22 protein-coding genes are annotated in these 25,068 nt (G+C 68.2%); 12 read left to right on the plus strand and 10 right to left on the minus strand.

Translation table 11 applies throughout. The features are described 5' to 3' along the window. Positions 1 to 141: 141 nt before the first annotated feature. Entirely contained in the window at positions 142 to 723 is a 582-nt protein-coding gene (locus tag ACCD06_RS16770) for an N-acetyltransferase family protein (protein WP_413341929.1), read from the minus strand. Positions 724 to 735: 12 nt separating this feature from the next. Beyond that, entirely contained in the window at positions 736 to 1,341 is a 606-nt protein-coding gene (locus tag ACCD06_RS16775; protein WP_413341932.1) for a helix-turn-helix domain-containing protein, read from the minus strand. A gap of 160 nt (positions 1,342 to 1,501) precedes the next feature. Here ACCD06_RS16775 and ACCD06_RS16780 point away from each other — a divergent pair, with 160 nt between their 5' ends. The 7 genes from ACCD06_RS16780 to ACCD06_RS16810 all read left to right on the plus strand — a co-directional run bounded on the left by ACCD06_RS16780 (position 1,502) and on the right by ACCD06_RS16810 (position 9,582). Then, the gene (locus tag ACCD06_RS16780) at positions 1,502 to 3,136 is read left to right on the plus strand and encodes an ATP-binding protein (protein WP_413342515.1); all 1,635 of its coding nucleotides are present in this window, start codon (positions 1,502 to 1,504) and stop codon (positions 3,134 to 3,136) included. Between the two features lie 128 nt (positions 3,137 to 3,264). Further along, positions 3,265 to 4,308: a PstS family phosphate ABC transporter substrate-binding protein gene (locus tag ACCD06_RS16785; protein ID WP_413341934.1), complete on the plus strand. Its 1,044-nt coding sequence runs from the start codon at positions 3,265 to 3,267 to the stop codon at positions 4,306 to 4,308. A gap of 40 nt (positions 4,309 to 4,348) precedes the next feature. Then, positions 4,349 to 5,731: a phosphate ABC transporter permease subunit PstC gene (pstC, locus tag ACCD06_RS16790; RefSeq protein WP_413341936.1), complete on the plus strand. Its 1,383-nt coding sequence runs from the start codon at positions 4,349 to 4,351 to the stop codon at positions 5,729 to 5,731. Next, positions 5,724 to 7,037: a phosphate ABC transporter permease PstA gene (pstA, locus tag ACCD06_RS16795; RefSeq protein WP_413341938.1), complete on the plus strand. Its 1,314-nt coding sequence runs from the start codon at positions 5,724 to 5,726 to the stop codon at positions 7,035 to 7,037. The genes pstC and pstA overlap by 8 nt, the downstream gene beginning before the upstream one ends. A 91-nt stretch (positions 7,038 to 7,128) precedes the next feature. Further along, a complete protein-coding gene (gene pstB, locus ACCD06_RS16800) occupies positions 7,129 to 7,875 on the plus strand; it encodes a phosphate ABC transporter ATP-binding protein PstB (protein ID WP_244560908.1) in 747 nt (248 codons plus the stop codon). Between the two features lie 101 nt (positions 7,876 to 7,976). Beyond that, positions 7,977 to 8,681 carry a phosphate regulon transcriptional regulator PhoB gene (gene phoB / locus ACCD06_RS16805; protein ID WP_083896944.1) on the plus strand — a complete coding sequence of 235 codons (705 nt, stop codon included), beginning with the start codon at positions 7,977 to 7,979 and terminating at the stop codon, positions 8,679 to 8,681. A 172-nt stretch (positions 8,682 to 8,853) separates the two neighbouring features. Then, complete coding sequence (locus ACCD06_RS16810; RefSeq protein ID WP_413341940.1) at positions 8,854 to 9,582, plus strand: S-adenosyl-l-methionine hydroxide adenosyltransferase family protein; 729 nt, start codon at positions 8,854 to 8,856, stop codon at positions 9,580 to 9,582. Between the two features lie 82 nt (positions 9,583 to 9,664). Here ACCD06_RS16810 and ACCD06_RS16815 read toward each other — a convergent pair whose 3' ends face one another. The 3 genes from ACCD06_RS16815 to ACCD06_RS16825 form a co-directional block, all read right to left on the minus strand. Further along, positions 9,665 to 10,390 carry a Bax inhibitor-1/YccA family protein gene (locus ACCD06_RS16815; RefSeq protein WP_109152073.1) on the minus strand — a complete coding sequence of 242 codons (726 nt, stop codon included), beginning with the start codon at positions 10,388 to 10,390 and terminating at the stop codon, positions 9,665 to 9,667. 146 nt (positions 10,391 to 10,536) lie between these two features. After that, positions 10,537 to 13,062 (minus strand): ABC transporter permease, encoded by a 2,526-nt coding sequence (locus ACCD06_RS16820; RefSeq protein WP_413341943.1) that lies wholly within the window; start codon positions 13,060 to 13,062, stop codon positions 10,537 to 10,539. Between the two features lie 198 nt (positions 13,063 to 13,260). Further along, complete coding sequence (locus tag ACCD06_RS16825) at positions 13,261 to 14,028, minus strand: ABC transporter ATP-binding protein (RefSeq protein ID WP_109074955.1); 768 nt, start codon at positions 14,026 to 14,028, stop codon at positions 13,261 to 13,263. A gap of 112 nt (positions 14,029 to 14,140) precedes the next feature. Here ACCD06_RS16825 and ACCD06_RS16830 point away from each other — a divergent pair, with 112 nt between their 5' ends. The 4 genes from ACCD06_RS16830 (at position 14,141) to thpR (ending at position 17,610) form a co-directional block, all read left to right on the plus strand. Further along, positions 14,141 to 14,761: an arylesterase gene (locus tag ACCD06_RS16830; RefSeq protein ID WP_109074956.1), complete on the plus strand. Its 621-nt coding sequence runs from the start codon at positions 14,141 to 14,143 to the stop codon at positions 14,759 to 14,761. 3 nt (positions 14,762 to 14,764) lie between these two features. Next, positions 14,765 to 15,916, plus strand: a complete 1,152-nt coding sequence (locus ACCD06_RS16835; RefSeq protein WP_413341946.1) for an FIST N-terminal domain-containing protein — start codon at positions 14,765 to 14,767, stop codon at positions 15,914 to 15,916. A 28-nt stretch (positions 15,917 to 15,944) separates the two neighbouring features. Next, on the plus strand, positions 15,945 to 17,000 hold the full coding sequence (locus ACCD06_RS16840; protein WP_109074958.1) for an NADP(H)-dependent aldo-keto reductase: 1,056 nt from the start codon (positions 15,945 to 15,947) through the stop codon (positions 16,998 to 17,000). A gap of 67 nt (positions 17,001 to 17,067) precedes the next feature. Continuing rightward, positions 17,068 to 17,610: an RNA 2',3'-cyclic phosphodiesterase gene (gene thpR, locus ACCD06_RS16845; protein ID WP_413341948.1), complete on the plus strand. Its 543-nt coding sequence runs from the start codon at positions 17,068 to 17,070 to the stop codon at positions 17,608 to 17,610. Here the strand turns inward: thpR and ACCD06_RS16850 are convergent. From ACCD06_RS16850 to dnaK, 3 genes are all read right to left on the minus strand, one after another. Continuing rightward, positions 17,607 to 18,791 carry a sensor domain-containing diguanylate cyclase gene (locus ACCD06_RS16850; RefSeq protein ID WP_109074960.1) on the minus strand — a complete coding sequence of 395 codons (1,185 nt, stop codon included), beginning with the start codon at positions 18,789 to 18,791 and terminating at the stop codon, positions 17,607 to 17,609. The genes thpR and ACCD06_RS16850 overlap by 4 nt on opposite strands. A gap of 215 nt (positions 18,792 to 19,006) precedes the next feature. Then, positions 19,007 to 20,158 (minus strand): molecular chaperone DnaJ, encoded by a 1,152-nt coding sequence (gene dnaJ / locus ACCD06_RS16855; protein ID WP_109074961.1) that lies wholly within the window; start codon positions 20,156 to 20,158, stop codon positions 19,007 to 19,009. A 162-nt stretch (positions 20,159 to 20,320) separates the two neighbouring features. Continuing rightward, the gene (dnaK, locus tag ACCD06_RS16860) at positions 20,321 to 22,237 is read right to left on the minus strand and encodes a molecular chaperone DnaK (RefSeq protein WP_413341952.1); all 1,917 of its coding nucleotides are present in this window, start codon (positions 22,235 to 22,237) and stop codon (positions 20,321 to 20,323) included. 634 nt (positions 22,238 to 22,871) lie between these two features. Between dnaK and ACCD06_RS16865 the strand changes: the two genes are divergently transcribed. Further along, the gene (locus ACCD06_RS16865; RefSeq protein ID WP_109074963.1) at positions 22,872 to 23,075 is read left to right on the plus strand and encodes a hypothetical protein; all 204 of its coding nucleotides are present in this window, start codon (positions 22,872 to 22,874) and stop codon (positions 23,073 to 23,075) included. Between the two features lie 49 nt (positions 23,076 to 23,124). Here ACCD06_RS16865 and ACCD06_RS16870 read toward each other — a convergent pair whose 3' ends face one another. Both ACCD06_RS16870 and ACCD06_RS16875 read right to left on the minus strand, forming a co-directional pair. Further along, complete coding sequence (locus tag ACCD06_RS16870; protein ID WP_109074964.1) at positions 23,125 to 23,667, minus strand: hypothetical protein; 543 nt, start codon at positions 23,665 to 23,667, stop codon at positions 23,125 to 23,127. Between the two features lie 146 nt (positions 23,668 to 23,813). Continuing rightward, the gene (locus tag ACCD06_RS16875; protein ID WP_109075010.1) at positions 23,814 to 24,866 is read right to left on the minus strand and encodes a polysaccharide deacetylase family protein; all 1,053 of its coding nucleotides are present in this window, start codon (positions 24,864 to 24,866) and stop codon (positions 23,814 to 23,816) included. Positions 24,867 to 25,068: the final 202 nt, after the last annotated feature.

The following is a 25,068-nucleotide window of genomic DNA, read 5'->3' on the forward strand; positions in this document are numbered from 1 at the left end:
AAGCGAAGCTTGGGAAGGGTGAGGGGTGATCCGAGGAACCATGCGGTTCGGGATGCTTGGATCACCCATCACCCTCCCCACGCCTACGGCGCGGGTCCCCACCCTCTCCCGGGACGGGAGAGGGCGTCAAAAGGAATACCCTCACCCCAGCGCCTTGTAAAAATACGTCGTGTCGCAGAGCCCACCCTGCGGCCACAGGGCGTAGTTCGGGATGACGCCGACCTTCACCCAGCCGGCGCGCTGGTACAGGCGTTCGGCGTCGGGCGAGGCGGTGTCCAGCACCAGCAGGGTCTTGCCGGCGGCGCGGCCAGCGTCCTCGGCAGCCTGCATCAGGGCGGCGGCGACGCCGCGTCGGCGGGCGCGGCGGTGGACCAGCATCTTGGACAGGTCGGCGCGGTGCGGCTGGTTCGGCGGCTGGCCGATCACCAGCTGGACGGTGCCCAGCACGCCCTCCCCGTCCTCCGCCACCAGCAGGACGCGTTCGCCCTGCTCTACCCCGGCCACCACCTGACGCCAGAAGCCCTCCGCGGTGGCGCGGTCGAGCGGGGCCATGAAGCTGACCGACGCGCCGCCCGCCACGCAATCCAGAAGCACGTCGGTCAATCCCGGCACGGCGGCGTGAGCCTCGTCAGAGGACAGCACGCGCACCGTCACGGCGGCACCGCCGCTCTCTCCACCCCGCTGGCCACCCCGCAGGTCGGAGTCCAGGCAGGCACTGTCCATCGCATGCTCCTTTCAGCGTTTAACCGCGTTTAAAGCAGGGCGCCCGTCGGTGGTCAGCGCCACGATGTAGCGGGAGGCCCGGTCGGTCGGGTTGTGGAAGCCGGTCGGCCGGTCGAGCCGCATGGCAAGGCAGTCGCCGGTGGACAGCCGGTGCGTCACCTCCCCCACCGTCAGTTCGATGGTGCCGTCCAGCAGATAGACCTGCTGCTCCACCGTGGCGGCGCGGTTGCCGCTGTCGTAGGAGACGCGGGCGCCTGGCGGCAGCTCCACCTCCACCAGTTCGATCGGCGACGGATAGCCCGGCGGCGACAGATTGCGGCGGCGATAGCCGGTGGCGGGGTCGGCCCAGGCGATCTGGTCGGCGCGGCGGGCGACGGGGCTGGCGTCGGCGCGCTCGGCTTCCGCGAACAAGGCCGCCAGCGTCACCCCCAGCCCGGCGGCGAGCCGGTCGAGCACGGAGGCGGTCGGGCTGCTTTCCCCCCGCTCCACCAGCGAGATCATCGAGCGGCTGACGCCCGACCGTTCGGCGAGGCCGTCCAGCGTCAGGCTACGATCTGCACGCAGGGCACGCAGGCGGGCGGCAAGGCGGCTGTCTATGTCGGTTTTCGCACTTTCCATGATAATAGAATGAGGCTCCATGATATTGGAGTCAACGAAGGACCACACAGTTGCGGTCATGAATCTTTTATGACCGCCGCGCGGCATGCGCGACGATGGTGTAGAAGGGCTGAGCGTCACGCTGCCTGCCCTCTCAACCCTTTACTCCGGTGCCGTTCCCATGCGCCTGAAGGCGTCGCCGCCCACCTCGCTGCTGACCGCGATCCTGTTGATGCTGGTGCCCCTGCTGGGCGTGCTGGCCTGGGCGGTCCATGCCGGGGCGCTGCATGGCGGATTGGCGCTGGCCGCGGCTGCGGCGGCGTTGGTGGGCGCGATTCTGGTCTTGCGCACCTACCGCAGCGATGCCGACGCGATGACCGACTACGCCGGCCGGCTGGCCGAGACCGACGAGCCGCTGGCCCCGGCCGGCACGCCGCCCGCCTTGAAGGCGCTGGCCGCGACCATCGGCCGTCTGCACCGGGTCGGCCTGCGCCGGGCCGAGAGCGTGCGGATGCAGCTCGATGCCGACGAGGCGGTGATCGACGCCCTGCCCGCCCCGCTGCTGCTGATGGATGCCGAACGGCAGGTGGTGCGAGCCAACCGGACCGCGCGGGAGCTGTTCGGCGACAAGGTCGTCGACCGCGACCTCGCTTCGTCCTTGCGCACGCCGGCGGTGCTGGAGGCGGTGGACTCCGTGCTGCGCGGCGGTGCGTCCCGCATCATCGAGTTCACGCTGCCGGTTCCGGTGGAGCGCAGTTTCGAAGCGCAGGTGAAGCCGTTCCAGCGGCTGGTGCCCGAACCCGATCCGTCCCTGCTGGATGGCGATATCGAGGAGGAGCCGGCACCGCGCCCGCCCACCGTCGCCCGCATGGCGATCCTGACCCTGCACGACGTCACCGCCGCCCGCCGGTCGGAGCAGATGCGCGCCGACTTCATCGCCAACGCCAGCCACGAGCTGCGCACGCCGCTGTCCTCGTTGCTGGGCTTCATCGAGACTCTGCGCGGCCCCGCCCGTGACGATCCGGAGGCGCAGGACCGCTTCCTGGCGATCATGCACGATCAGGCCAGCCGCATGACCCGGCTGGTCAACGACCTGCTGTCGCTGTCGCGCATCGAGCTGGACGAGCATATGCCGCCCAGCGGCCGGGTCGATGTGGTGGAGGAGCTGGAGAACGTCATCGCCGCGCTGCAACTGAAGGCGGCAGAGCGTCGCATCCGCCTGCGTCTGGAAGCGCCGGAGGAACTGCCGCCCGTTGTCGGCGACGAGGACCAGCTGACCCAGGTCTTCCAGAACCTCGTCAGCAACGCGATCAAATACACGCGCGAAGACACCGACGTGACCGTCACCGTCGCGCTGGCCGACGGGGCGGCGGTGGGCTTCACCGGCCTGCCCGCGTCCGGCGGTGCGGTGAAGGACAAGCGCGCGTTGCGTGGCGGTACCGCGATGGTGTCGGTGTCGGTGCGCGACCGGGGCGACGGCATCGCCCGCACCCATCTGCCCCGCCTGACCGAGCGCTTCTACCGCGTCGATGCCGCGCGATCCCGTGCCATGGGCGGCACCGGGCTGGGACTCGCCATCGTCAAGCACATCCTGAACCGCCACCGTGGCCGCCTGACCATCGAAAGCGAGGTCGGGGTGGGCAGCGCCTTCACGGTTTATCTGCCGGCGGTGGGAGAGGCCGCATCTCCCTCTCCCCCCCGGGGAGAGGGCCGGGGTGAGGGGGACACACTGCGTATCGTTTCCAAAGCTACCGCCGCGCTCCCCCCTCACCCTAACCCTCTCCCCAGGGGGGAGAGGGGATTGGGTGGGGAGTGAGAGAAACCCATCATTCTGTGACGCCGTCATGAAAGTGTCATAAAAACGCAATCATTCGGTCGCCCTCCCGGTCTATGGTCCGCGCCATTCCGATGGACCAGTCTCCGTTTCCTCAAGGAGGGGCACCCGTGACCACCCGGACGCATGTCTTCGCCGCGACCGCCCTGGCCTTGGCGCTCGGCCTTGCCGCCGCCCCCGCGTCGGCGCAATCGCGCGACCAGATCCGCGCGGTGGGCTCCTCCACCGTCTTCCCCTTCACCACCGCGGTGGCGGAGGTCTTCGGCAAGACCGGCAAGTTCAAGACCCCGGTGATCGAATCGACCGGCACCGGCGGCGGGCTGAAGCTGTTCTGCGCCGGCGTCGGCCCGGCCCATCCCGACATCGCCAACGCCTCGCGCCGGATCAAGAAGTCGGAGGTCGACCAGTGCGCCGCCAACGGCGTCACCACGATCACCGAACTGAAGATCGGCTATGACGGCATCGCCCTGGCCTCGTCCAAGAAGGCCGCTCCGGTGTCGCTGTCGACCGTCGTGCTGTGGAAGGCGCTGGCGAAGGAGGTGCCGGTGAACGGCGCGCTGGTCGCCAATCCTTACAAGCTGTGGTCCGACATCGACCCGTCTCTGCCCAAGGCGGCGATCGAGGTGCTGGGTCCGCCGCCCACCTCCGGTACGCGCGACACCTTCAACGAGTTGGCGATGCTGGAAGGCTGCAGGAAGGTGGCCGAAGTCGCCAAGGCGGTTTCCGACGAAAAGGCCCGTGAGCGCGCCTGCATGACCATCCGCGAGGACGGCGCCTATGTCGAGGCCGGCGAGAACGACAACCTGATCGTCCAGAAGCTGACCGCCAACCCCAACGCGTTCGGCGTCTTCGGCTACAGCTATCTCGACCAGAACCGCGACACGCTGCAGGCGGCGAAGATGGACGGGGTCGACCTGACGGCGGAGACGGTGGCCGCCGGAAAGTACGAGCTGGCGCGCCCGCTCTACATCTATGTCAAGAACGCCCATGCCGGCGTCATTCCGGGCATCCGCGAGTTCATCGGCGAATACACCTCGGAACGCGCGCTGGGCGACGACGGCTATCTGGTCGACAAGGGCCTGATCCCGGAGCCGAAGGCGCTGCGCGATGCCGCCCGCATCGAGGCGGTGAACCTGACCCCGCTCCAGCTCTGATCTCTTCTCCGCCTGCCCCTCTTCCGTCGAAGCGACCCGCATGCAGCTGACCCTCCTCGCCCTGGTCCTGGCCCTGCTCACCGTGATCGGCTTCCTGATCGGCCGGTCGCGCGCGGCGTCGTCGGTCGGCGGACGGGTGGCGGAGCTGCATTCGGTCCCCTCCTACCATGGCGTCTATGTCGCGCTGTGGGCCGGTCTGCCGGCGCTGCTGCTGTTCGTCGCCTGGACGGCGTCGGAAGGCTGGCTGGCGATGCAACTGGTGCTGTCATCATTGCCCGACCGGCTGACCACCGGCGATGGCCAGTCGGTCGCCCTGCTGAAGGCCGACATCCTCAATCTCGCCCACGGCATCGCCACCGGGCGTGAGGCCGATCCGCTGGTGACGGAGGCGGCCGGCCGCTACTCCGCCCTCCGCGACCTTGCCGACTGGAGCCTGCTGGCCTTCGGCGCCAGCCTCGCCGTCGCCGGGCTCGCCTGGGGCCGTCACCGCATCGGCCCCGACCTGCGTGCCCGTCCGGCGGTGGAGCGGGTTGTGCGGGTGGCGCTGGTGGTCTGCTCGCTGGTCGCCATCCTGACCACGGTCGGCATCGTGCTGTCACTGCTGTTCGAGGCGCTGCGCTTCTTCACCGTCGTCTCGCCGCTTGATTTCCTGTTCGGCACCCATTGGAGCCCGCAGATGGCGATGCGGGCCGATCAGGTCGGGTCCAGCGGCTCCTTCGGTGCGATCCCGCTGTTCGCCGGCACGCTTCTCATCACCGTCATCGCGATGCTGGTGGCGGTGCCGGTCGGGCTGATGGCGGCGATCTACATGTCCGAATATGCCGGGCGCGGCGTTCGCACCTGGCTGAAGCCGACGCTGGAGATCCTGGCCGGCATCCCGACGGTGGTCTACGGCTTCTTCGCCGCGCTGACCATGGCGCCCTTCGTGCGTTCGGTCGGCGAGGCGCTGGGGCTGGACGTCAGTTCGGAATCGGCGCTGGCGGCCGGCATCGTCATGGGGGTGATGATCATCCCCTTCGTCAGCTCGCTGTCGGACGACGTCATCAACGCGGTGCCGCAGAGCCTGCGGGACGGCTCCTATGGCCTCGGCGCCACCAAATCGGAGACGATCAGGCAGGTGGTGCTGCCGGCGGCGCTGCCGGGCATCGTCGCCGCGGTGATGCTGGCGGTCAGCCGCGCCATCGGCGAGACGATGATCGTCACAATGGCGTCCGGCCTGACCGCCAACCTGACCGCCAACCCGCTGCAGGCGGTCACCACCGTCACCACCCAGATCGCCACGCTGCTGGTCGGCGACCAGGAGTTCGACAGCCCGAAGACGCTGTCGGCCTTCGGCCTCGGCCTTGTGCTGTTCCTCGTCACGCTCTGCCTCAACATGGTCGCCCTGCGGGTGGTCCGGACCTATCGGGAAAAATATGACTGACCTCGTCGAGCAGGACGTGGCGGCCGTGACGCCCTCCCCTGCACCCGCAACTGCACCGAAGTCGCGCCTGCGCAGCGAAGCCTTCGCCCGCCGCCTGCGCGCCCGCCATGCCGCGGAGCGCCGCTTCCGGCTGGCCGGTGCCGCGGCGGTGGCGCTGGCGGCGCTGATCCTGGTGCTGCTGCTGGGCTCCATCGTCGCCAAGGGCGCCAGTGCCTTCCTGGAGGCACGCATCCGGCTGGAGGTGACGCTGGACCCGGCGGAGGTCGCCGACCGCAATTACGCCGCCCTGCTGCGCCGGGCGCTCTACGCCCAGTTCCCTCAGGTGACCGACCGCGCCGGCAAGCGCGTGCTGAACGACCTGCTGTCGTCGGGCGCGCCGTACGAACTGGAGGCGATGGTCGCCAAGGACCCGGCGCTGGTCGGGACGACGCAGACCGTCTGGGTCCGCGCCGACGACCAGATCGACCAGCTGGTGAAGGGCGGCTATCGACGCGACCTGCCGGAAGGCGAGCGCGGCCTCAGCGACGCCAAGGTCGCGGCGACCGATGCGCTGCTGGCCTCCGGGGCGCTGGCGCAGGGCTTCAACACCACCCTGTTCACCGCCGGCGACAGCCGCGAGCCGGAACAGGCCGGCATCGGCGGCGCCATCGTCGGCTCGCTGCTGACCTTGCTGGTGACCATGGCGCTGTCGGTGCCGGTCGGCATCGCCGCCGCGGTCTATCTGGAGGAATTCGCGCCGAAGAACCGCTGGACCGACCTGATCGAGGTGAACATCAACAACCTCGCCGCGGTGCCGTCGATCATCTTCGGCCTGCTGGGTCTCGCGGTGTTCCTCGGCTTCTTCGGCATGCCGCGCTCCGCCCCGCTGGTCGGCGGGCTGGTGATGGCGCTGATGACGCTGCCGGTCATCATCATCGCGTCCCGCGTCGCGCTGAAGGCGGTGCCGTCGTCGATCCGTCAGGCGGCGCTGGGCATCGGCGCCTCGCCGCTGCAGACGGTGCTGCACCATGTGCTGCCGCTGGCGATGCCCGGCATCCTGACCGGCACCATCATCGGCATGGCTCGCGCGCTGGGCGAGACGGCGCCGTTGCTGATGATCGGCATGGTCGCCTTCATCGTCGACATCCCCCACGGGCTGACCGACAGCGCCACGGTGCTTCCGGTCCAGATCTACATGTGGGCCGACAGCCCGGAACGTGCCTTCACCGAGCGCACTTCCGCGGCGATCCTGATCCTGCTCGGCGTCCTGATCCTGCTGAACGGGGCGGCCGTGATCCTGCGCAAGATTTTCGAGAGACGGTGGTGAGCGCCCCATGAGCATCCCGAGCCCGCTGAAGCTGCGGCCCCGTGGCGACCGGCAACCGAACCGGGCAGCCGCTGCGGCGCTGCCTGCCAAGATGACCGCCCGCGGGGTGAAGGTGTTCTATGGCGCCAAGCAGGCGTTGAAGGGCATCGATCTCGACATCCAGGAAAACCGGGTGCTGGCGCTGATCGGTCCGTCCGGCTGCGGCAAATCGACCTTCCTGCGTTGCCTGAACCGGATGAACGACACCATCGAGGGCTGCCGGGTCGAAGGACGGATCGCGCTGGACGGCGAGGACGTCTATGGCAAGGCGGTCGATGCGGTGCAGCTGCGCGCCCGCGTCGGCATGGTGTTCCAGAAGCCGAACCCCTTCCCAAAATCGATCTACGACAATGTCGCCTACGGCCCGCGCATCCACGGCCTCGCGTCGGGCCGCGACGAACTGGACGAGGTGGTGCAGACCTCGCTGAAGCGTGCCGGCCTGTGGGCGGAGGTGAAGGACCGCCTGCGCGAACCCGGCACCAGCCTGTCCGGCGGCCAGCAGCAGCGGCTGTGCATCGCCCGCGCCATCGCCGTCAGCCCCGAGGTGATCCTGATGGACGAGCCCTGCTCGGCGCTCGACCCCATCGCGACCGCCCATATCGAGGAGCTGATCGACGAGCTGCGGGCCAACTACACCATCGTCATCGTCACCCACAACATGCAGCAAGCCGCCCGCGTGTCGCAGCGCACCGCCTTCTTCCATCTGGGCGAGATGGTGGAGTGCGACGACACCGAGGAAATCTTCACCAACCCGCGCGACGAGCGCACCCAGGGTTACATCACCGGCCGCTACGGCTGAGTCCTGCGCCACTGTGCCCTACTCCTGCCCCTTTCCTCCTTTGTTGAAAAGGCTGTCCCATGCCGGTTAACGTCGAGACGCGCGCTGTCAACGGAGCCACCATGAATGCGGCCCTGAAGCCGCTCGTCCTGATCGTCGAGGACGAGGCCGACATCCTGACGCTGCTGAAGTACAACCTGGAGAAGGAAGGCTTCCGCGTCGCCACCGCCAGCGACGGCGAGGAGGCCCTGCTGGCCGCCGGCGAACAGACGCCGCACATCGTGCTGCTCGACTGGATGCTGCCGCTGATGAGCGGGCTGGAGGTCTGCCGCCAGCTGCGCCGCAACGCCAAGACCCGCGACATCCCGATCATCATGCTGACCGCACGCGGCGAGGAAGGCGACCGGGTGCGCGGCCTGAATTCCGGCGCCGACGACTACATCACCAAACCCTTCTCCCCGACCGAGCTGGTGGCCCGCATGCGCGCCGTGCTGCGCCGCGCCTCTCCCGGCATGACCGACGAGGTTCTGACCTTCGCCGACGTGACGATGGATCTGGCCGCCCACCGCGTACGCCGCAACGGCCGGGACGTACATCTGGGACCGACGGAATTCCGCCTGCTGCGCCACTTCATGCAGCATCCCGGCCGCGTCTTTTCCCGCGAACAGCTGCTCGATCTGGTGTGGGGCCACGACGTGTACGTCGAGCCGCGTACGGTCGACGTACACATCCGCCGCCTGCGCAAGGCGATGAACGAAGAGGACGAGCTGGACCTGATCCGCACCGTGCGGTCGGCGGGTTATGCACTGGATACGAAGTCGGTGTGAGGATTGCTGGCTTCGATTGCCCCCACCTAACCTCCCCCGCTGGGTGGGGGAGGGACTGCCGCCGCTCTCCCGAACAAGTACTCTCCTGCCTAAGCACTTGTCCCCTCCCCCGCCCAGCGGGGGAGGGTTAGGGTGGGGGCAAGTCAGCAGCGGCACTGGTGAGATTGCTCCCATGATCCTGCTCTTCACCGACTTCGGCCTCTCCGGCCCCTACACCGGCCAGATGAAGGCGGTGTTGGCGCAACAGGCGCCCACCGTCCCGGTCATCGACCTGTTCGCCGACGCCCCCGCCTTCGACCCGCAGCTGTCCGCCTATCTGCTGGCCGCCTACGCCCCGGCCTTTCCCGCCGGCAGCGTCTTCCTCTGCGTCGTCGATCCCGGTGTCGGCACCGACCGCCGGCCGGTGATGGTCGAGGCAGATGGGCGTTGGTTCGTCGGCCCGGACAACGGCCTGTTCGCCCTGTTCGCCCGCCGCGCAACGTCGCTAAACGCCTGGACCATCGACTGGATCCCGGACCGGCTGTCCGCCAGCTTCCATGGCCGCGACCTGTTCGCTCCCGTCGCCGCCGGCCTCGCCACCGGCCGCAGCATCGCGCGCAGCACGCTCGCCCCCACCGCCATCGACCGTCCCGACTGGCCGGACGAACTGCCGCGCATCGTCTATGTCGACGTCTACGGCAACGCCATGACCGGTATGCGCGCCGCCACCCTGCCCGCCGACGCGGTGCTGTCCGCCGCCGGCAACCGCGTCACCCGTGCCCGCACCTTCGGAGCCGTCGGACCGGGGCAGCCGCTGTGGTACGAGAACTCCAACGGGCTGGCGGAGATCGCCGTCAACCGCGGGCGGGCCGACCGGGCGCTGGGACTGGCGGTCGGCGACCCGGTGACCGTGGAGACCTGACCAAAAGAAAACCGCCCGGAAGCGGGTGCTTCCGGGCGGCGGCTGCGTGATCCGATGCTTGTCCGATCAGGCGTCTTGAGGATCAGTCGTTGTTGCGCTGGCCCAGGAACTGCAGCAGGAACTGGAACAGGTTGATGAAGTCCAGGTACAGCGTCAGGGCGCCCATTAGGGCCAGCTTGCCGGTGCTCTCGTGATCGTAGCCCTCGGCGTAGCTTTCCTTGATCGCCTGGGTGTCATAGGCGGTCAGGCCGGTGAAGATCAGCACGCCGATGGCGGAGATCGCGAAGTGCAGGGCCGGCGACTGGAAGAAGATGTTCGCCAGGCCGGCGATCACCAGACCGATGACGCCCATGATCAGGAACGAGCCCATCTTCGACAGGTCGGCCTTCGTGGTGTAGCCGTACAGGCTCATCGCCAGGAAGGTGGCGGCGGTGACGAAGAAGGTCAGCGCGATCGACGCCCCGGTGAAGACCAGGAAGATGGCCGACATCGACAGGCCCATGGCACCGCAATAGGCCCAGAAGATCAACTGGGCGGATGCGAAGGACAGGCGCTGGATGCCGAAGGACAGCACCATGACGAAGGCCAGCGGGGCCAGCATCACCACCCACTTCAGCGGCGTGCCGAAGATGGCCTGGAGCATGGCCGGGCTGGACGACACGAGCGCGGCGACCAGACCCGTCAGGATCAGGCCGGCACCCATGTAGTTGTACACGCGCAGCATGTGCTGCCGCAGGCCTTCGTCGAAGTATCCCCGATCTGTCGCGCGGCCCACGGTCGCGAAGCGGTTATAGGTCGGGTCTGCCATGGTTTGGTTTCCTCGGTGGAATAGGGTGATCCCGTCGCAGGACATATTGGCGAGTCCGTCAGGCGGTTCAATAGGAATCGGCAGCGCTTTTTCCAGATGAAAAAGCTTTCACGATTCGTTTTTCCTGCGGCTTCATGACTCAGGCATCACTCGTTCCGAAGCAATGGCGCCGAAGGCTGGCCCAGAGCCCGCCAAGTACCATAGAACCCGAAAGCAAGCGTGATCGCCGTGCTCAGCAAAGCGGTGGTGACGACCGCCGACGGCAGGAAGCTCCACTCCCAATGCATCAGGAACGTCAGCACCGCCCAGGCGGTCAAGGTGCCGATGATGCCGGCGATCACCGCGGTCAGCAGGCCGAGCAGCCCATATTCCAGCAGGAAGGCGCGCAGCACGTCGCCGCGCGTGGCGCCCAGCACCTTCAGCACCACCGCGTCATAGACCCGCCGGCGGTGCCCGGCGGCAACCGCACCGGCCAGAACCAGCGTGCCGGCGGCCAGCGTGATCCCGGCGACGATGCGCACCGCGGTGCCGATATGGCCCAGCATCTCCGACACCGTGTCCAGCGCGTCCTTGACCCGCACCATGGTGATGTTGGGAAATCGCTGCAGCACGGCGCGCTGCACTTGGTTCTCGGCGTCCGGCGTGGCGCGGACGGTGGCGACCCAGGTCTGCGGCGCGCCTTCCAGCGTGCCGGGGGCGAAGACCATGGTGAAGTTGATCGCCATGCTGCTGAAATCGGCGGAGCGTACGTTGGCGACCTTCGCCTCGATGCTGCGGCCCAGGATGTTGATGGTCAGGGTGGCGCCGGGACCGATGCCGAAGGCCTCGGCGACGCTCTGGTGGATGGAGATCAGCGGCGGTCCGGCATAATCCTGCGGCCACCAGCTGCCGGCGGTGACGGTCGAATGATTCGGGATCGTCGCGGAATAGGTGATGCCGCGGTCGCCGGCCAGGATCCAGGCCTGTTCCGGATTGACCAGCGCCTTTTCCGCCTCCTGCCCGTTCACCCGCTCGATCCGGCCGCGCAGGCTCGGCACCGCCTCGAAGGCGCTGGTGCCGGGGATGGCGGTCACGAGGTCCCGCAAGGGATCGAACTGGTCGCGCTGGATATCGACGAAAAAGAAGGCGGGGGCGTCCTGCGGGATCGTCTCCGACACCCGGCGGGAGAAGTTGCCCTGGATCAGCGCGATGGCGACCAGCACCGTCAGGCCGAGTCCCAGCGACAGCACCACCGCCGCCGTCGGATTGCCCGGCCGGTGCAGGTTGGCGAGCGCCAGCCGCAATCCCGGCCGCCTGACCCGCCCCACCCGCTTCGCCCCCCAGGTAACCAGGGCGGCGGCCGCGCGGAAGGCCATGAAGGTAGCGATGGAGCCGCCGACGAACCACAGGGCGAACAGCTTGTTGTGCGCCGTCAGCACCGCCAGCCCGGCGAGCGCCAGGGCCGACAGGATCATCGCGACGGTATAGGGCGTGCGCGGCCTCCCGCCGGCCGGGGTGATGACGTCGCGGAACAGGGCGCCCGCCGGCACCTCCCGCGCCCGGCCGAGCGGCCACAGCGAGAAGGTCAGCGCGGTCAGCACGCCATAGAGCGCGGCGAGAGCCAAAGCTCCGGGATAAACGCCGATATGCGCCGACACCGGCAGCACGCCGTCGAGCAGCCGGCCCAGCGCCAGCGGCGCAACCGCGCCCAGCGCCAGCCCGATGACGATGCCCAGCAATGCCAGCGCCAGGATCTGGGCCAGATAGAGCTCGAAGACCAACGCCCCCGGCGCGCCGATGCACTTCATCATGGCGATGGTGCGGGCGCGGGAGTCCAGATGGCTGCGCACCGCATTGCCGACCCCGACGCCGCCGACCAGCAGCGCGGTCAGCCCAACCAGGGTCAGGAACAGCGTCATGCGGTCGATGAAGCGCTCGATCTGCGGCGAGGCGTTGGTGTAGTCGCGCATCCGCCAGGGCGCATCGGGAAAGCGGATGCGTAACCCCTCCTGCCACGCCTTCAGGTCGGTTTGCGGCGGCAGCGCCACCTTGGCGCTCCACCAGGTGAGGCTGCCGGGTTGCAGCAACCCGGTGCCCTGCAGCGACGGCAGCGCCACCAGCACCCTCGGCCCCAGCGAGAAGGCGTTGGAGGAGGCGCGGTCGGGCTCGCGGTCCAGCACGGCGGCGACGCGGTAGGCGCCTTCGCCGATGCGGATGCTGTCGCCGGGCTTGACCCCCAGCCGGTCGACCAGACCGGCCTCGATCACCGCGCCCCAGCGGCCGTCCTTCTGCGCCAGCGCGTCCCGCAGGTCGCCGCCGCCTTCCAGCGTCACGGCGCCGTAGAGCGGATAGAGGTCGTCGACCGCCTTCAACTCGACCAGGGAGGAGCGCGCCTCGTCCGCGGCACGGGCCATCGCCCGCATCTCGGCGGAAGTTGATACCCGGCCATCGGCCTTCAGCGCCGTCATCTGCTCGTCGGTCGGCGGGGTGTAGAGTTGCCGCAACGCGACGTCACCGCCCAGGATCGACCGCCCGTCGCTCGCCAGCCCGTCGAGCAGCCCGCTCGACACCGACTGCACCGAGGCGATGGCCGCGACACCAAGGGCGAGGCAGGCGAGGAAGACCCAGAAGCCCTTCAGACCGGTGCGCAACTCCCGCCGGGCAAGCCGGAGCGCGAGGCTGAGGTTGGTCATCGCAGGCTCCCCTTCCGCCCGCGCTGATCCCCTCTCCCCCCCGGGGAGAGGGTTAGGGTGAGGGGGATGCGTGGCGAGGATTGCGTGGGTGATCGGGGCGTCGCACGCCGAGCAGCGCCACGCCGCGCATCCCCTCACCCCACCCCTCTCCCCGGGGGGGAGAGGGAGAGTCCACCGCCATCGTAATTCCCATCCCCCTCACTCCCCCGCCGCCTGCAGCTTCGCGCGCCGGGCCGCCTGCCCGTCGTCGGCGATGCGGCCGTCCGCCAGACGCACCGTCCGGTCGCAGCGTGCCGCCAGCGTCTGGTCGTGGGTGATCAGCACCAGCGTCGTCCCCCGCCGCTCGGCAAGGTCGAACAGAAGCTTGACGATGGTGGCGCCGGTGTCGATGTCGAGATTACCGGTCGGTTCGTCCGCCAGCAGCAGCGACGGCTCGGTGACGAAGGCGCGGGCCAGGGCGGTGCGCTGCTGCTCGCCGCCGGACAGCTGGCCGGGATAATGATGGATGCGGTGCCCCAGCCCGACCTGCTCCAGCCCGATGCGGGCGCGGTCGAAGGCGTCGGCGACGCCGGCGAATTCCAGCGGGATGGCGACATTCTCCAGCGCCGTCATGGTCGGCACCAGATGGAAGGCCTGGAAGACGATGCCGACATGCTGCCGGCGGAAGCGCGCCAAGCCATCCTCGTCCAGGTGCCCGAGATCCTGGCCGGCGACGCGGACGGTGCCGCCGCTGGGGCGTTCCAGACCGGCCATCACCATCATCATGGTCGACTTGCCGGAACCGCTGGGGCCGACCACGCCGACCCGTTCCCCGGCCGCCACCTGAAGATTCACGCCGCGCAGGATGTTGACGGGTCCGGCACCGCTGTCCAATTTCAGGTGGACGTCGTCGAGTTCAACGATGAAGTCGTTGGAAGACCGGGCGATGGAATTTGACGACGTTGCAGGGGACTGAGCCTTGGACATGCGACTCTCGCACAAGCGGAACGGACCATCGCCATATGGAACGACCCGCCGGGCTTTCAACACGGGCGCCTTCGCTGCGGCGCTGGCCTTCGTCTTTGCCGCAGGGGTATCGATGACCGTTCCGACCCGCGCGGATGCCGCGCAGCCGGTGAAGCTGCTGGCGCTGGGCGACAGCCTGACCGCGGGCTACGGGTTGCCGGAACAGCAGGGCTTCACCCGCCAGCTGGAAAAGGCGCTGGCCGCCAAGGGCTACAGCGTCACCGTCATCAATGCGGGCGTGTCGGGCGACACCACCGCCGGCGGCCGGGCGCGGCTGGACTGGGCGCTGGCCGACAAGCCGGACGCCGCCATCGTCGAACTGGGCGCCAACGACATGCTGCGCGGGCTCGACCCCGGTCAGGCCAAGGCGAACCTCGACACCATCCTCAAGACGCTGACGGAGCGGAAGATTCCCACCCTGCTGGCCGGCATGCTGGCCTCGCCCAGCCTGGGCAAGCCCTACACCGACACGTTCAACGCCATCTACCCGGATCTGGCGAAAGCCTACGACCTGCCGCTCTATCCCTTCTTCCTCGACGGGGTGGCGCTGGACCGGTCGCTGATCCAGCCGGACGGGATGCATCCCAATGCCCAGGGCGTGGCGGTGATCGTGGAGCGCATCCTGCCCTCCGTCACCGCGCTGCTCGACGGCCTCCCCAATATCGGCAAGACTACCGTCAAAACCGGAGGCTGACCCATGACCGTGACCCTGGACAGCGACACCCGCTTTCACGCCGCCTGCGCCGCCGGGGCGGAATGGGGACCGACGGTCAAGGCCTGCCTCGACCGGTTGGGTCCGGTCGCCGGCTGCAACCTGGGCTTCCTCTACCTGACCGACGGTCTGGCGGAACATGCGACCAGCATCGTCACCCTGCTGCGCGGCGTCACCGGGATCCGTCACTGGGTCGGCACCGCCGGCATCGGCGTGATGGCCAATGGCGAGGTCCTGTTCGACGAGCCGGGGATGGCGATCATGGCCGCCCGTCTGCCGGAGGACAGCTTCCGCCTGTTCCCCACCCTGACCGACGGGCTGGAGCCGCTGCGCGGCAGTGCCGGCGGCTGGCTGGACAAGCATGGCGCGGCGCTGGCGCTGGTCCATGTCGACCCGCACCACGCCGACATGGCCGGACTGGTCGCCCGTCTGTCGGAGGAAGCCGGCGTCTTCCTGGTCGGTGGGCTGACCGCCTCGCGCGGGGAGTTCCCGCAGATCGCCGCCGGGGCCGAGGACGGCGATCCGGTCACCGAGGGCGGCGTGTCGGGCGTGCTGTTCGCGCCCTACCTGCCGGTCGCCACCGCCCTGACCCAGGGCTGCCGCCCGATCGGGCCGACGCGCACCGTCACCGCCAGCGACGACAACGTGATTCTGGAGATCGACAACCGCCCGGCGCTCGACGTCTTCAAGGAGGACATCGGGCCGGAGCTTGCCGCCGACCTGCGGCAGGTCGCCGGGGTGATCTGCGCCGGGCTGCCCATCGCCGGGTCCGACACCCAGGACTATCTGGTCCGCGACCTGATCGCCATCGACCCGCGCGCCGGCTGGATCTCCATCGCCGAGCGAGTGACCACCGGCCAGCCGGTGATGTTCACCCGCCGTGATCCCGAAACCGCCGCCGCCGACATGCGCCGGATGCTGGACAGCCTCAAGAAACGGGTGAAGGCGACGCCGAAGGGAGCGGTGTATGTCAGTTGCATCGCCCGTGGTCCCGGCCTGTTCGGCGCCGCCAATGCCGAGCTGTCGATGATCCGCGACACCTTCGGCGACATTCCGCTGACCGGCTTCTTCGCCTCGGGCGAGGTGTCGCACAACCGGCTCTATGGCTACACCGGCGTGCTGACGCTCTTTCTGTAAAGATCATTTCGAATAAGGAACGTTCCGGATGCAGTATCGTCCGCTCGGCCGCACCGGCCTGTCGGTCAGCGCCATCGGCCTGGGCACCATGACCTGGGGCCGCCAGAACACCGAGGCCGAAGGCCATGCCCAGATGGACGCCGCGCTCGACCGTGGCATCAACTTCTGGGACACGGCGGAAATGTACGCCATCCCGCCCACCGCCGACACCTATGGCAAGACGGAGGCGGTGATCGGCAGCTGGTTCCAGTCGCGCGGCAAGCGTGACAAGGTGATCCTCGCCAGCAAGATCATCGGCGCGCCGGCCGGCGGCTTCGGCTGGGTGCGCGAGGGCAAGTCGCGGCTCGACCGTGCCAACCTCTTCGCCGCGGTGGAGGCCAGCCTGTCGCGGCTGAAGACCGACTACATTGACCTCTACCAGATCCATTGGCCCGACCGCGTCACCAACCGCTTCGGCGTCCGCACCTACAAACACAAGCCGGAGCAGGACGGCGTGCCGATCGAGGAGACGCTGGCGGCACTGGCCGAACTGGTGCAGGCCGGCAAGATCCGCCATGTCGGCCTGTCGAACGAGAGCCCCTGGGGCGTGATGCGCTGGCTGCGCGCCGCCGAGGTGGCAGGGGAGGTGGCTGGGCTTCCGCGCGTCGCCTCGATCCAGAACGCCTACAACCTGCTGAACCGGACCTTCGAGAACGGCCTGTCGGAGGTGGCCCTGCGCGAGGATGTCGGGCTGCTCGCCTATTCGCCGCTGGGCGCCGGCACGTTGACGGGCAAATATCTGAACGGCGCCATCCCGCCGGGCAGCCGCCGCGCGCTCGACCACCGGCCGTCGCGCTATGCCACCGTCAACGCCGACGCCGCGACGGAGGCCTATCTGGACATCGCCCGCCGCCACGGTCTGGCGCCCAACCAGATGGCCATCGCCTTCACGTTGCAGCAACCCTTCGTCACCTCGTCGCTGATCGGGGCGACGACGATGGAAACGCTGGTCTCCAACATCGACTCCATCGACGTGACCCTGTCGCCGGAGGTGATGGCGGAAATCGACGCCGTGCACAACCGCATGCCGGATCCGTGTCCGTAAGCTGTCGTATGGTCCGCCCCTCATCTGAAGGAGGGGCGGATCAGTTCAGCAAACCCGGAGGTGCCCCATGCTCCGCCTGTTCGTCGCCCTCGATCTGACGGAGGAGGTTCGCCAACGGCTGGCCGGTCTGGCCGGCGGGGTGCCCGGCGCGCGCTGGACCGAGCCTGAAAGCATGCACCTGACCCTGCGCTTCATCGGCGAGGTGCCGGAGGATCAGGCGATGGACATCGACGCCGCGCTGGCGGAGATCCGGGCGCCGGCCTTCACGCTCACCTTCGACGGTGTCGGCATGTACGGCAGCGCGCGCCGGGCGCGGGTTCTATGGGCGGGGGTGGAGCGCAACGAGGCGCTGGCCCATCTGCAGGCCAAGATCGAATCCGCCCTGGTTCGCTGCGGCCTGCCGGCGGAGGAGCGAAAATTCTCCCCCCACATCACGCTCGCCCGGCTGAAGGACGCGCCGGCCGACCGCATCGGCCGCTTCCTGTCCGACCGCGGCCTGTTCCGCGCTGGCCCGATGCGGGTCGAGCATGTCACGCTCTACCGCAGCCATCTCGGCAATGGCGGGGCGGTGTATGAGGCGTTGCGGGAGTATCCCCTGGACTCTGTCTAGGCGGTGATGCTGTCCCAGGGCTGGGCTTCGGCATCCGCTTTGACGCCGCCGCCGACCACCCGATTCTTGCCGTCCTGCTTGGCGCGGTACATGCGCTGGTCGGCCAATTCCACCAACGATTCCCAGTCGGCCGGGCGGTCGGTCGTCTGTTCGGCGATGCCGATGCTGGCGGTCTGCAGGCTGCCGTCCGGCCGCTTGCCGAAACCGGCCCGGCGCATCCTCTCCACCGCGATCATCGCGCCATCCAGCGGGGTGTCCGGCATGACCACCAGGAACTCCTCCCCGCCCCAGCGCACCAGCGCGTCGGACTGGCGCAGCAGGCTGCGGATGGTGTTGGCGGCATGGCGCAGGACGCGGTCGCCCTCCTCATGGCCATAGCGGTCGTTGACCGCCTTGAAGTCGTCCAGGTCGACGAAGATCGCCGACAGCGGCTGTGCCGCGCGTTCCGCATGGGCGACCTGGAGTTTCAGCAACTCCTCGCCGATGCGGCGGGAGAAGGCGCCGGTCAGCGCGTCGTGCGCCGCCTGCTCCAGCAGCGCGATCATGAAATGCAGCTGGCTGATCGCCGCCAGCGTCGCCACCACCGCGATCAGCGCCAGCAGCCACAGCGCGCTGATGTAGGATGGAAACGGCATCACCAGCGAGCCGTAGAAGCCTGCGGCCAGATGGGCGCCCAGCATCGGGGCGGCGAACAGCGCCCCCTCCACCGCGGTCAGCGGAAAGACGCTGAGCCCCGCGACCATCACGAAGGGCAGATAGCCATAGCCGGCACTGACGGCGATGCGCAGGTCGTCGACACCCTGGTTGTAGAGCAGCGGGTGCGAGATGGCGAAGAACAGCGTCGGGATCGCCAGCAGGGCGGTCAGCCGCCACCAAGCGCAGGTCATGTCCTCGCAGGACCGGCGGTCGAAGGCGAGCGCCAGGAAGGCGGCACTGGCGCTGAGGCGCAGCACGATCAGCCAGACGGCCAGCTTCCATTCGAAGACGGTGACGTCGATGGCGATCCACAGCGGGGTCAGGACGCCGAAGATCAGCGCCACCATGCGCACGCGCGACTGGATCATCGCGGCGCGCCGCCGCTGCAGGATCGGCGTGTGACCGGCCGGCCAGATCAGATCGGGCAGTTCGTCGCTGCGGACGAAGGCGCCGAAGAGGGCGGCAAGAAGCCTGTCAACCCGCATCAGACAGCCTGCCCCCGGCATCGGCCGGACATGTCGCCAATGGATTAGCCATGCTGGGTGATTACACGGGCATGACCTCCCCTTCAACGGGTTTCGCGCCGAAATGGCTGATCAGCCGCTGGAAAACACGGAAACATCCCGGCATGCGACAAAAAGTAACGGGCGGCGCGTCACCGACACGCCGCCCGTTGAATAATGTCCGCTGCGGTGAAGGATCAGTCCTTCAGGTCTTCCCAAAGCTCCTTCACCTTGGCGAAGAAACCCTCCGACTGCGGATTCGACCCTTCCTTGGCGGCGCCCTCGAACTCGCGCAGCAGTTCCTGCTGGCGCTTCGTCAGGTTCACCGGGGTCTCGACCACCGCCTGGATGTACATGTCGCCGCGCTGGGCACTGCGCAGAACCGACATGCCCTTGCCCTTGATGCGGAACTGGTGGCCGGACTGGGTGCCCGGCGGCACCGTCACCTTGGTGCGGCTGCCGTCGATCGTCGGCACCTCCACCGAACCGCCGAGAGCCGCCGTGGTCATCGGGATCGGCACCCGGCAGTGAATGTTGGCGCCGTCGCGCTGGAAGATCGGGTGCGGCGCCAGCGCCAGGAAGATGTAGAGGTCGCCGGCAGGCGCCCCGCGCAGCCCCGCCTCGCCCTCGCCCGCCAGACGGATGCGGGTGCCGTCCTCGACACCGGCGGGGATGTTGACCTGCAGGGTCTTTTCCTTGCGCAGCCGGCCGGAGCCGCCGCAGTTCTTGCAGGCGTCCTTGATGACCTTGCCGGCGCCGTGGCAGCCGGGGCAGGTCCGCTCAATGGTGAAGAAGCCCTGCTGCGCCCGCACCTTGCCGTGCCCCTGGCAGGTCGGGCAGGTGATCGGCTGGGTTCCCGCCGCGGCACCCGAGCCGTTGCAGCTGTCGCACTGCACGGTGGTGGGGACACGGATGGTGGTCTGGGTGCCCTTGAAGGCCTCCTCCAGCCCGATCTCCAGATTGTAGCGCAGATCCTGGCCGCGGCCGGACGCACCGCCGCCGCCGCGGCGCCCGCCCATGAACTCGCCGAACATCTCGTCGAAGATGTCGGCGAAGCCGCCGCCGCCGCCGAAGTCGAAGTTGAAGCCGCCGGCCCCGGCGCCCGCCCCCGGACCACGGCCACCCTCGAAGGCGGCGTGGCCGAACCGGTCGTAGGCCGCGCGCTTCTGATCGTCCTTCAGGACGTCATACGCTTCGCTGATTTCCTTGAACTTCTGCTCGGCGTCCTTGTCACCCTGGTTGCGGTCCGGGTGGTACTGCATCGCCATCTTGCGATAAGCCTTTTTCAGCTCATCCGCGCTGGCGTTCTTCGCCACACCGAGCAGCTCGTAATAATCCTGTTTCGCCATGGGGGCCGACCGCCTTTGAGTCGTTCTGGTCCAAACTGTCCGCGTCGCGCCGGAACCTGAGCCCAGCATACCGAAGGCCCGCCGCCGGCAAACGGCGGCGGGCCATCGATGCTCGCGTCAGGTCCGTATCAAAAAGAAGCTGCCTGCCCTAAGAGATGGGCCTTAGGCCGACTTCTTCTTGTCGTCCTGGACCTCTTCGAAGTCGGCGTCGACGACGCCCGGCTCGTTCGGCTGGGCGCCCGGCGCCTCGCCGCCCGCACCCGGGGCCTCGCCCTGGCCGGCCTTGTACATCGCCTCGCCCAGCTTCATCGACACCTGGGCCAGCGCCTCGGTCTTCGCCTTGATGCCTTCCAGATCCTCGCTGTCCAGTACCGACTTCAGCTCGGTGACGGCAGCCTCCGCGGCGGTCTTGTCGGAGGCCGGGATCTTGTCGCCGTTCTCCTTGATGGTCCGCTCGGTGGTGTGGATCAGGGCGTCGGCATGGTTGCGGGCGTCGACCAGCTCACGGCGCTTCTTGTCGGCGTCGGCGTGGGCCTCCGCGTCCTTCACCATCTTCTGGATGTCGGCGTCCGACAGGCCGCCCGAGGCCTGGATGCGGATCTGCTGCTCCTTGCCGGTCGCCTTGTCCTTCGCCGTGACGCTGACGATGCCGTTGGCGTCGATGTCGAAGGTCACCTCGATCTGCGGCACGCCGCGCGGGGCCGGCGGGATGCCGACCAGATCGAACTGGCCCAGCATCTTGTTGTCCTGCGCCATCTCGCGCTCGCCCTGGAAGACGCGGATGGTGACGGCGTTCTGGTTGTCCTCGGCGGTCGAGAAGGTCTGGCTCTTCTTCGTCGGGACCGTGGTGTTGCGGTCGATCAGACGGGTGAAGACGCCACCCAGCGTCTCGATGCCCAGCGACAGCGGGGTGACGTCGAGCAGCAGGACGTCCTTGACCTCGCCCTTCAGCACGCCGCCCTGGATGGCGGCGCCGATGGCGACTACCTCGTCCGGGTTGACGCCGCGGTGCGGCTCACGGCCGAAGAACTGCTTCACCGCGTCGATGACCTTGGGCATGCGGGTCATGCCGCCGACCAGGATCACCTCGTCGATCTCGCTGGCCTTCAGGCCGGCATCCTTCAGGGCCGCCTTGCAGGGCTCGATCGTGCGCTGCACCAGATCGTCCACCAGGGCTTCCAGCTTGGCGCGGGTCAGCTTGATGTTCAGGTGCTTCGGACCGGTCTGGTCGGCGGTGATGAAGGGCAGGTTGACTTCGGTCTGCGTGGTGGACGACAGCTCGATCTTCGCCTTTTCCGCAGCTTCCTTCAGGCGCTGCAGCGCGAGCTTGTCCTTGCGCAGGTCGATGCCCTGCTCCTTGTTGAACTCGTCGGCCAGATACTCGATGACCCGGCTGTCGAAGTCCTCGCCGCCCAGGAAGGTGTCGCCGTTGGTCGACTTCACCTCGAACACGCCGTCGCCGATCTCCAGCACGGAGATGTCGAAGGTGCCGCCGCCCAGGTCATAGACCGCGACGGTGCCGGTGCCCTTCTTCTCCATGCCGTAGGCGAGCGCGGCGGCCGTCGGCTCGTTGATGATGCGCAGCACGTCCAGGCCGGCGATCTTGCCGGCGTCCTTGGTGGCCTGGCGCTGGCTGTCGTTGAAGTAGGCCGGGACGGTGATGACCGCCTGCGTGACCTTCTCGCCCAGATAGTTCTCGGCGGTCTCCTTCATCTTGGTGAGGATGAAGGCGCTGATCTGGCTGGGGCTGTACTTCTTGCCGTGCGCCTCGACCCAGGCGTCGCCGTTGTCGCCGGAGATGATGCGGTAGGGAACCAGGCCCTGGTCCTTCTTCGTCAGCGGATCGTCGAAACGGCGGCCGATCAGACGCTTGATGGCGAAGAGGGTGTTTTCCGGATTGGTGACCGCCTGGCGCTTGGCGGGCTGGCCGATCAGCCGCTCGCCGCCCTGGCTGAAGGCGACCATGGACGGCGTCGTCCGCGCGCCCTCGGCGTTCTCGATCACCTTGGCGCTGCCGCCTTCCATAACGGCGACGCACGAGTTCGTGGTGCCGAGGTCGATACCAATCACTTTGCTCATGTTCAGCCTCTTTCGTTCGGCAGATGCGTGGCGGCCCGTCTGGTCCGGCACCGCCGCGATCCCCATAGGGTCGGTGAAACGTCGGTGGAGCGCGTGGGGGTCTGGTCCCCGGGGAGCGATGCTTGAGAGCGACGCCTCCGGGTCCGGCCCGTGCTGGCGGAGATATAGGCGGAGCCGTTTCGGGCTGCAACAGGGTGGCGCGCCTTTCGACCCGCAAATGCGGCGAAAAAACGCTGCCGCGACATCCTCCGCCACGCCGCCGCCGCCCCGCTGCTCTTCGCAATAGAATACCAGCGTATTCAATCAAGCGAAGACGAGTATCCCGATAATCACCCTCTCTGATTCAAATCGTCACAGATGTTACAAGTGATTAATGCTTCGATTGTGAACCAGTCAATGCAGTTAACCTTTCATTAACAAGCAATGGCGTGCAGAGGCTCTTCCAATCAATTCGCGGTTGCTGCGATTATTCATGTCTTGGAGAATCTAATAGTGAAAATCCGAAAGGAATATGCTATCTCCTTTGTGTCATAAGGGACGACCGCAAGGGATTGGGCCAGCGACACCCTGTCGCCGCCACCAGAGCATGCGGTTCTATGCAACGCTGGTCATACAGGTGTGAAAGGGAAGCGCGATGATGGACGAACGACGCGATGTGGCCCTGGCCATCAAGTCCTGCCTGGACAGCCTGATGAGCGACGCGACGCGTTGCGACCTTGATGACCTCGCGCGCTTCATCAGCCTCGCCGCTCTCGCCGCGGAAGAGGCGGCCGTCGCCCACGACCCCCAGGCCGTCCGTCTGAAGGCGCTGATGGTGACCGGGGCCGGCCACTGCTGACCGGCACCCCCGGTCTTCCTTGACGTGCAGGGGCGGACGCCCTTCTGCTTTACAATATCTCAGCGTTGCGGATGGCGTCGTCGATCCGGCCCAGCATTTCGGCGCAGGACTCGTCGCCATCCATCAGGTCGGGAAGCGCGAAGCTGAACATCGCGACCGCGGCCACACTCCCCGCCGTATCCGGGCGTTCCGCGCCGACCAGCCACAGGTAATGGGTCTCGGCGCGGCCTTCCTCTTCCGTCCGCATCATCGCCTGGGCGATCACGGCTCCGTCGGCACGGCTCTCCACGGTCCGGTCGCCCGCCCGCGGGTCTTGCGGCCGGACGAAGCGCAGCGCCATCTCCTGCAGGGTGGCTGCCGTTCCGCCGGACTCCGGCCGAGGCACCACCCGATCCGTCACCAGCCGAAGCACCCCGCCGGCCGGCGGCGGCGGCCGGAAGGTGCCCACCGGCTGCCCTTCATGTTCTTCCACATCGACCGCCCAGCCGGCCGGCAGCCGGAACCGCACCGTATCGGACCAGCCGATGTCGGACGCCTGCACATCCCCTGGCCCGTTCCCCTGCCCGCTCGCCGAATATGTCTCGTCGGCCATTGCCCGCTCCCGAAAATCGCCACTCTGAAAAAAACTCGCGGGCCTCGCAACGGCACGCCGGGACCGGCACCATAGGCGGCGCCCGTCTTCCCGCCAATGCCCGATCGAACCGGTCGGGATTGCCGCCGCGATCTCCCGTCCCTGGATTATTCCGGGATCAGGAACTGAACGCCGAGCCAGCGCCAGCGGCCGTCGGCGGCCGGCAGGGTGCAGTTGACGCGGGCGCGGCCCGGCGGGAAGGGATCCTTGATGCGGACCTCCACCCGATCCTCGGCGATGCGCTCCAGCGCGGTGCGGCCCTGGCCGGCGGCGAAGCAGGCCAGCTTGGAGCTGTCACCCACCCCGTCGGCGATGGTGAAGCCCAGCGGCGGCGGGTTGACGGTGACCAGCGGGTCGTCGGGCGTCAGGTCCGACACCGGCAGCGGCAGCGCGTTGGCGGCCAGCTCGAAGCGGTCGGCGCTGCCGTAGGTCTCGTTCATGACGAAGCGCGGCAGGCTCCAGGGATCGGCCTGCGGGTGCAGGACACCCGATTGCTGGCCGAAGGCGGCCGCGAAGCCCTGGTCGACCACCAGTTGCCGCACGGCCAGCGAATATTCCCCTTGTGGATAGGCGAAGACCGCCGGGCGCTTGCCCAATTCGGTCTGGAAGCGGTCGGACATCCGGCGCAGGTCGGCCGCCAGCTGATCCGGGCTGCGCGACAGCATCGACTGGGTCGAGGTGCCGAGCGCCCCGATGGTGACCCCCGCCGCCGCCAGCTGGCGGATCTCGGTCCAGCTCATGTGGGTGGGGGAGCCGCGGTCCACCGCGTCGGTGGCGACGAACAGGGTGAAGGGCAGGCCTGCCGCCTTCAGCCGCGGCCAGGCCTCGGTGAAGGCGGAGCGGCTGGCCTCGTCGATGGTGATCGCCACCGTGCGGTCGGGCAGCGGCTTGCCGCTGCGCAGGGCGTCCAGGATCTTCGGCAGCGGCAGGACGTGGTAATCGCCGTCGGTCAACTCGTCGAGATGAGCTTCGAACTGGTCGATGCGGATGCTGATCGAGGGGTTCTGGTCCTCGCCGAAACGATCATAGGCGAAGACCACCGCGCTGGCGCTCTGCGGTGAAACGGATTCGGCGGCGGCGGGCCGGGACACCGGCACGAACGCGGTCCAGACGGACAGCGCGGCGGCGGCGAGTACCCTGACGGCACGACGGAACGGCATGGCGGCCTGCGGAAAAGGCTGATCGGGGCGACCTTCGCCCAGACGCAAAGGATGTGCCACAGTCTCCGCCATACGAACAAGCTCCGTCCGCCGCTTTTCCACGGAGGGCAGCGATGCGGTGCGCGCGTGCAACAATGGAAGACCTCCGCCCCGGTACAAGCCGGGATGGAGAACCCGGCGTCTCCGGCTATCCGTCTGCGGC

Source organism: Azospirillum sp. CT11-132, from assembly GCF_047302835.1.
GTDB lineage: Bacteria > Pseudomonadota > Alphaproteobacteria > Azospirillales > Azospirillaceae > Azospirillum.

Bases quoted from the DNA above. Each gene is read 5' to 3' on its own strand.
- ACCD06_RS16770 (WP_413341929.1), bottom strand. From the start codon at position 723: ATGGACAGTGCCTGCCTGGACTCCGACCTGCGGGGTGGCCAGCGGGGT.
- ACCD06_RS16815 (WP_109152073.1), bottom strand. From the start codon at position 10,390: ATGGCAGACCCGACCTATAACCGCTTCGCGACCGTGGGCCGCGCGACA.
- ACCD06_RS16820 (WP_413341943.1), bottom strand. From the start codon at position 13,062: ATGACCAACCTCAGCCTCGCGCTCCGGCTTGCCCGGCGGGAGTTGCGC.
- dnaJ (WP_109074961.1), bottom strand. From the start codon at position 20,158: ATGGCGAAACAGGATTATTACGAGCTGCTCGGTGTGGCGAAGAACGCC.
- ACCD06_RS16775 (WP_413341932.1), bottom strand. From the start codon at position 1,341: ATGGAAAGTGCGAAAACCGACATAGACAGCCGCCTTGCCGCCCGCCTG.
- ACCD06_RS16840 (WP_109074958.1), top strand. From the start codon at position 15,945: ATGCAGTATCGTCCGCTCGGCCGCACCGGCCTGTCGGTCAGCGCCATC.
- pstC (WP_413341936.1), top strand. From the start codon at position 4,349: ATGCAGCTGACCCTCCTCGCCCTGGTCCTGGCCCTGCTCACCGTGATC.
- ACCD06_RS16780 (WP_413342515.1), top strand. From the start codon at position 1,502: ATGCGCCTGAAGGCGTCGCCGCCCACCTCGCTGCTGACCGCGATCCTG.
- ACCD06_RS16865 (WP_109074963.1), top strand. From the start codon at position 22,872: ATGATGGACGAACGACGCGATGTGGCCCTGGCCATCAAGTCCTGCCTG.
- ACCD06_RS16870 (WP_109074964.1), bottom strand. From the start codon at position 23,667: ATGGCCGACGAGACATATTCGGCGAGCGGGCAGGGGAACGGGCCAGGG.
- ACCD06_RS16810 (WP_413341940.1), top strand. From the start codon at position 8,854: ATGATCCTGCTCTTCACCGACTTCGGCCTCTCCGGCCCCTACACCGGC.
- pstA (WP_413341938.1), top strand. From the start codon at position 5,724: ATGACTGACCTCGTCGAGCAGGACGTGGCGGCCGTGACGCCCTCCCCT.
- thpR (WP_413341948.1), top strand. From the start codon at position 17,068: ATGCTCCGCCTGTTCGTCGCCCTCGATCTGACGGAGGAGGTTCGCCAA.
- dnaK (WP_413341952.1), bottom strand. From the start codon at position 22,237: ATGAGCAAAGTGATTGGTATCGACCTCGGCACCACGAACTCGTGCGTC.
- ACCD06_RS16835 (WP_413341946.1), top strand. From the start codon at position 14,765: ATGACCGTGACCCTGGACAGCGACACCCGCTTTCACGCCGCCTGCGCC.
- ACCD06_RS16830 (WP_109074956.1), top strand. From the start codon at position 14,141: ATGACCGTTCCGACCCGCGCGGATGCCGCGCAGCCGGTGAAGCTGCTG.
- ACCD06_RS16825 (WP_109074955.1), bottom strand. From the start codon at position 14,028: ATGTCCAAGGCTCAGTCCCCTGCAACGTCGTCAAATTCCATCGCCCGG.
- phoB (WP_083896944.1), top strand. From the start codon at position 7,977: ATGAATGCGGCCCTGAAGCCGCTCGTCCTGATCGTCGAGGACGAGGCC.
- pstB (WP_244560908.1), top strand. From the start codon at position 7,129: ATGACCGCCCGCGGGGTGAAGGTGTTCTATGGCGCCAAGCAGGCGTTG.
- ACCD06_RS16875 (WP_109075010.1), bottom strand. From the start codon at position 24,866: ATGCCGTTCCGTCGTGCCGTCAGGGTACTCGCCGCCGCCGCGCTGTCC.
- ACCD06_RS16850 (WP_109074960.1), bottom strand. From the start codon at position 18,791: ATGCGGGTTGACAGGCTTCTTGCCGCCCTCTTCGGCGCCTTCGTCCGC.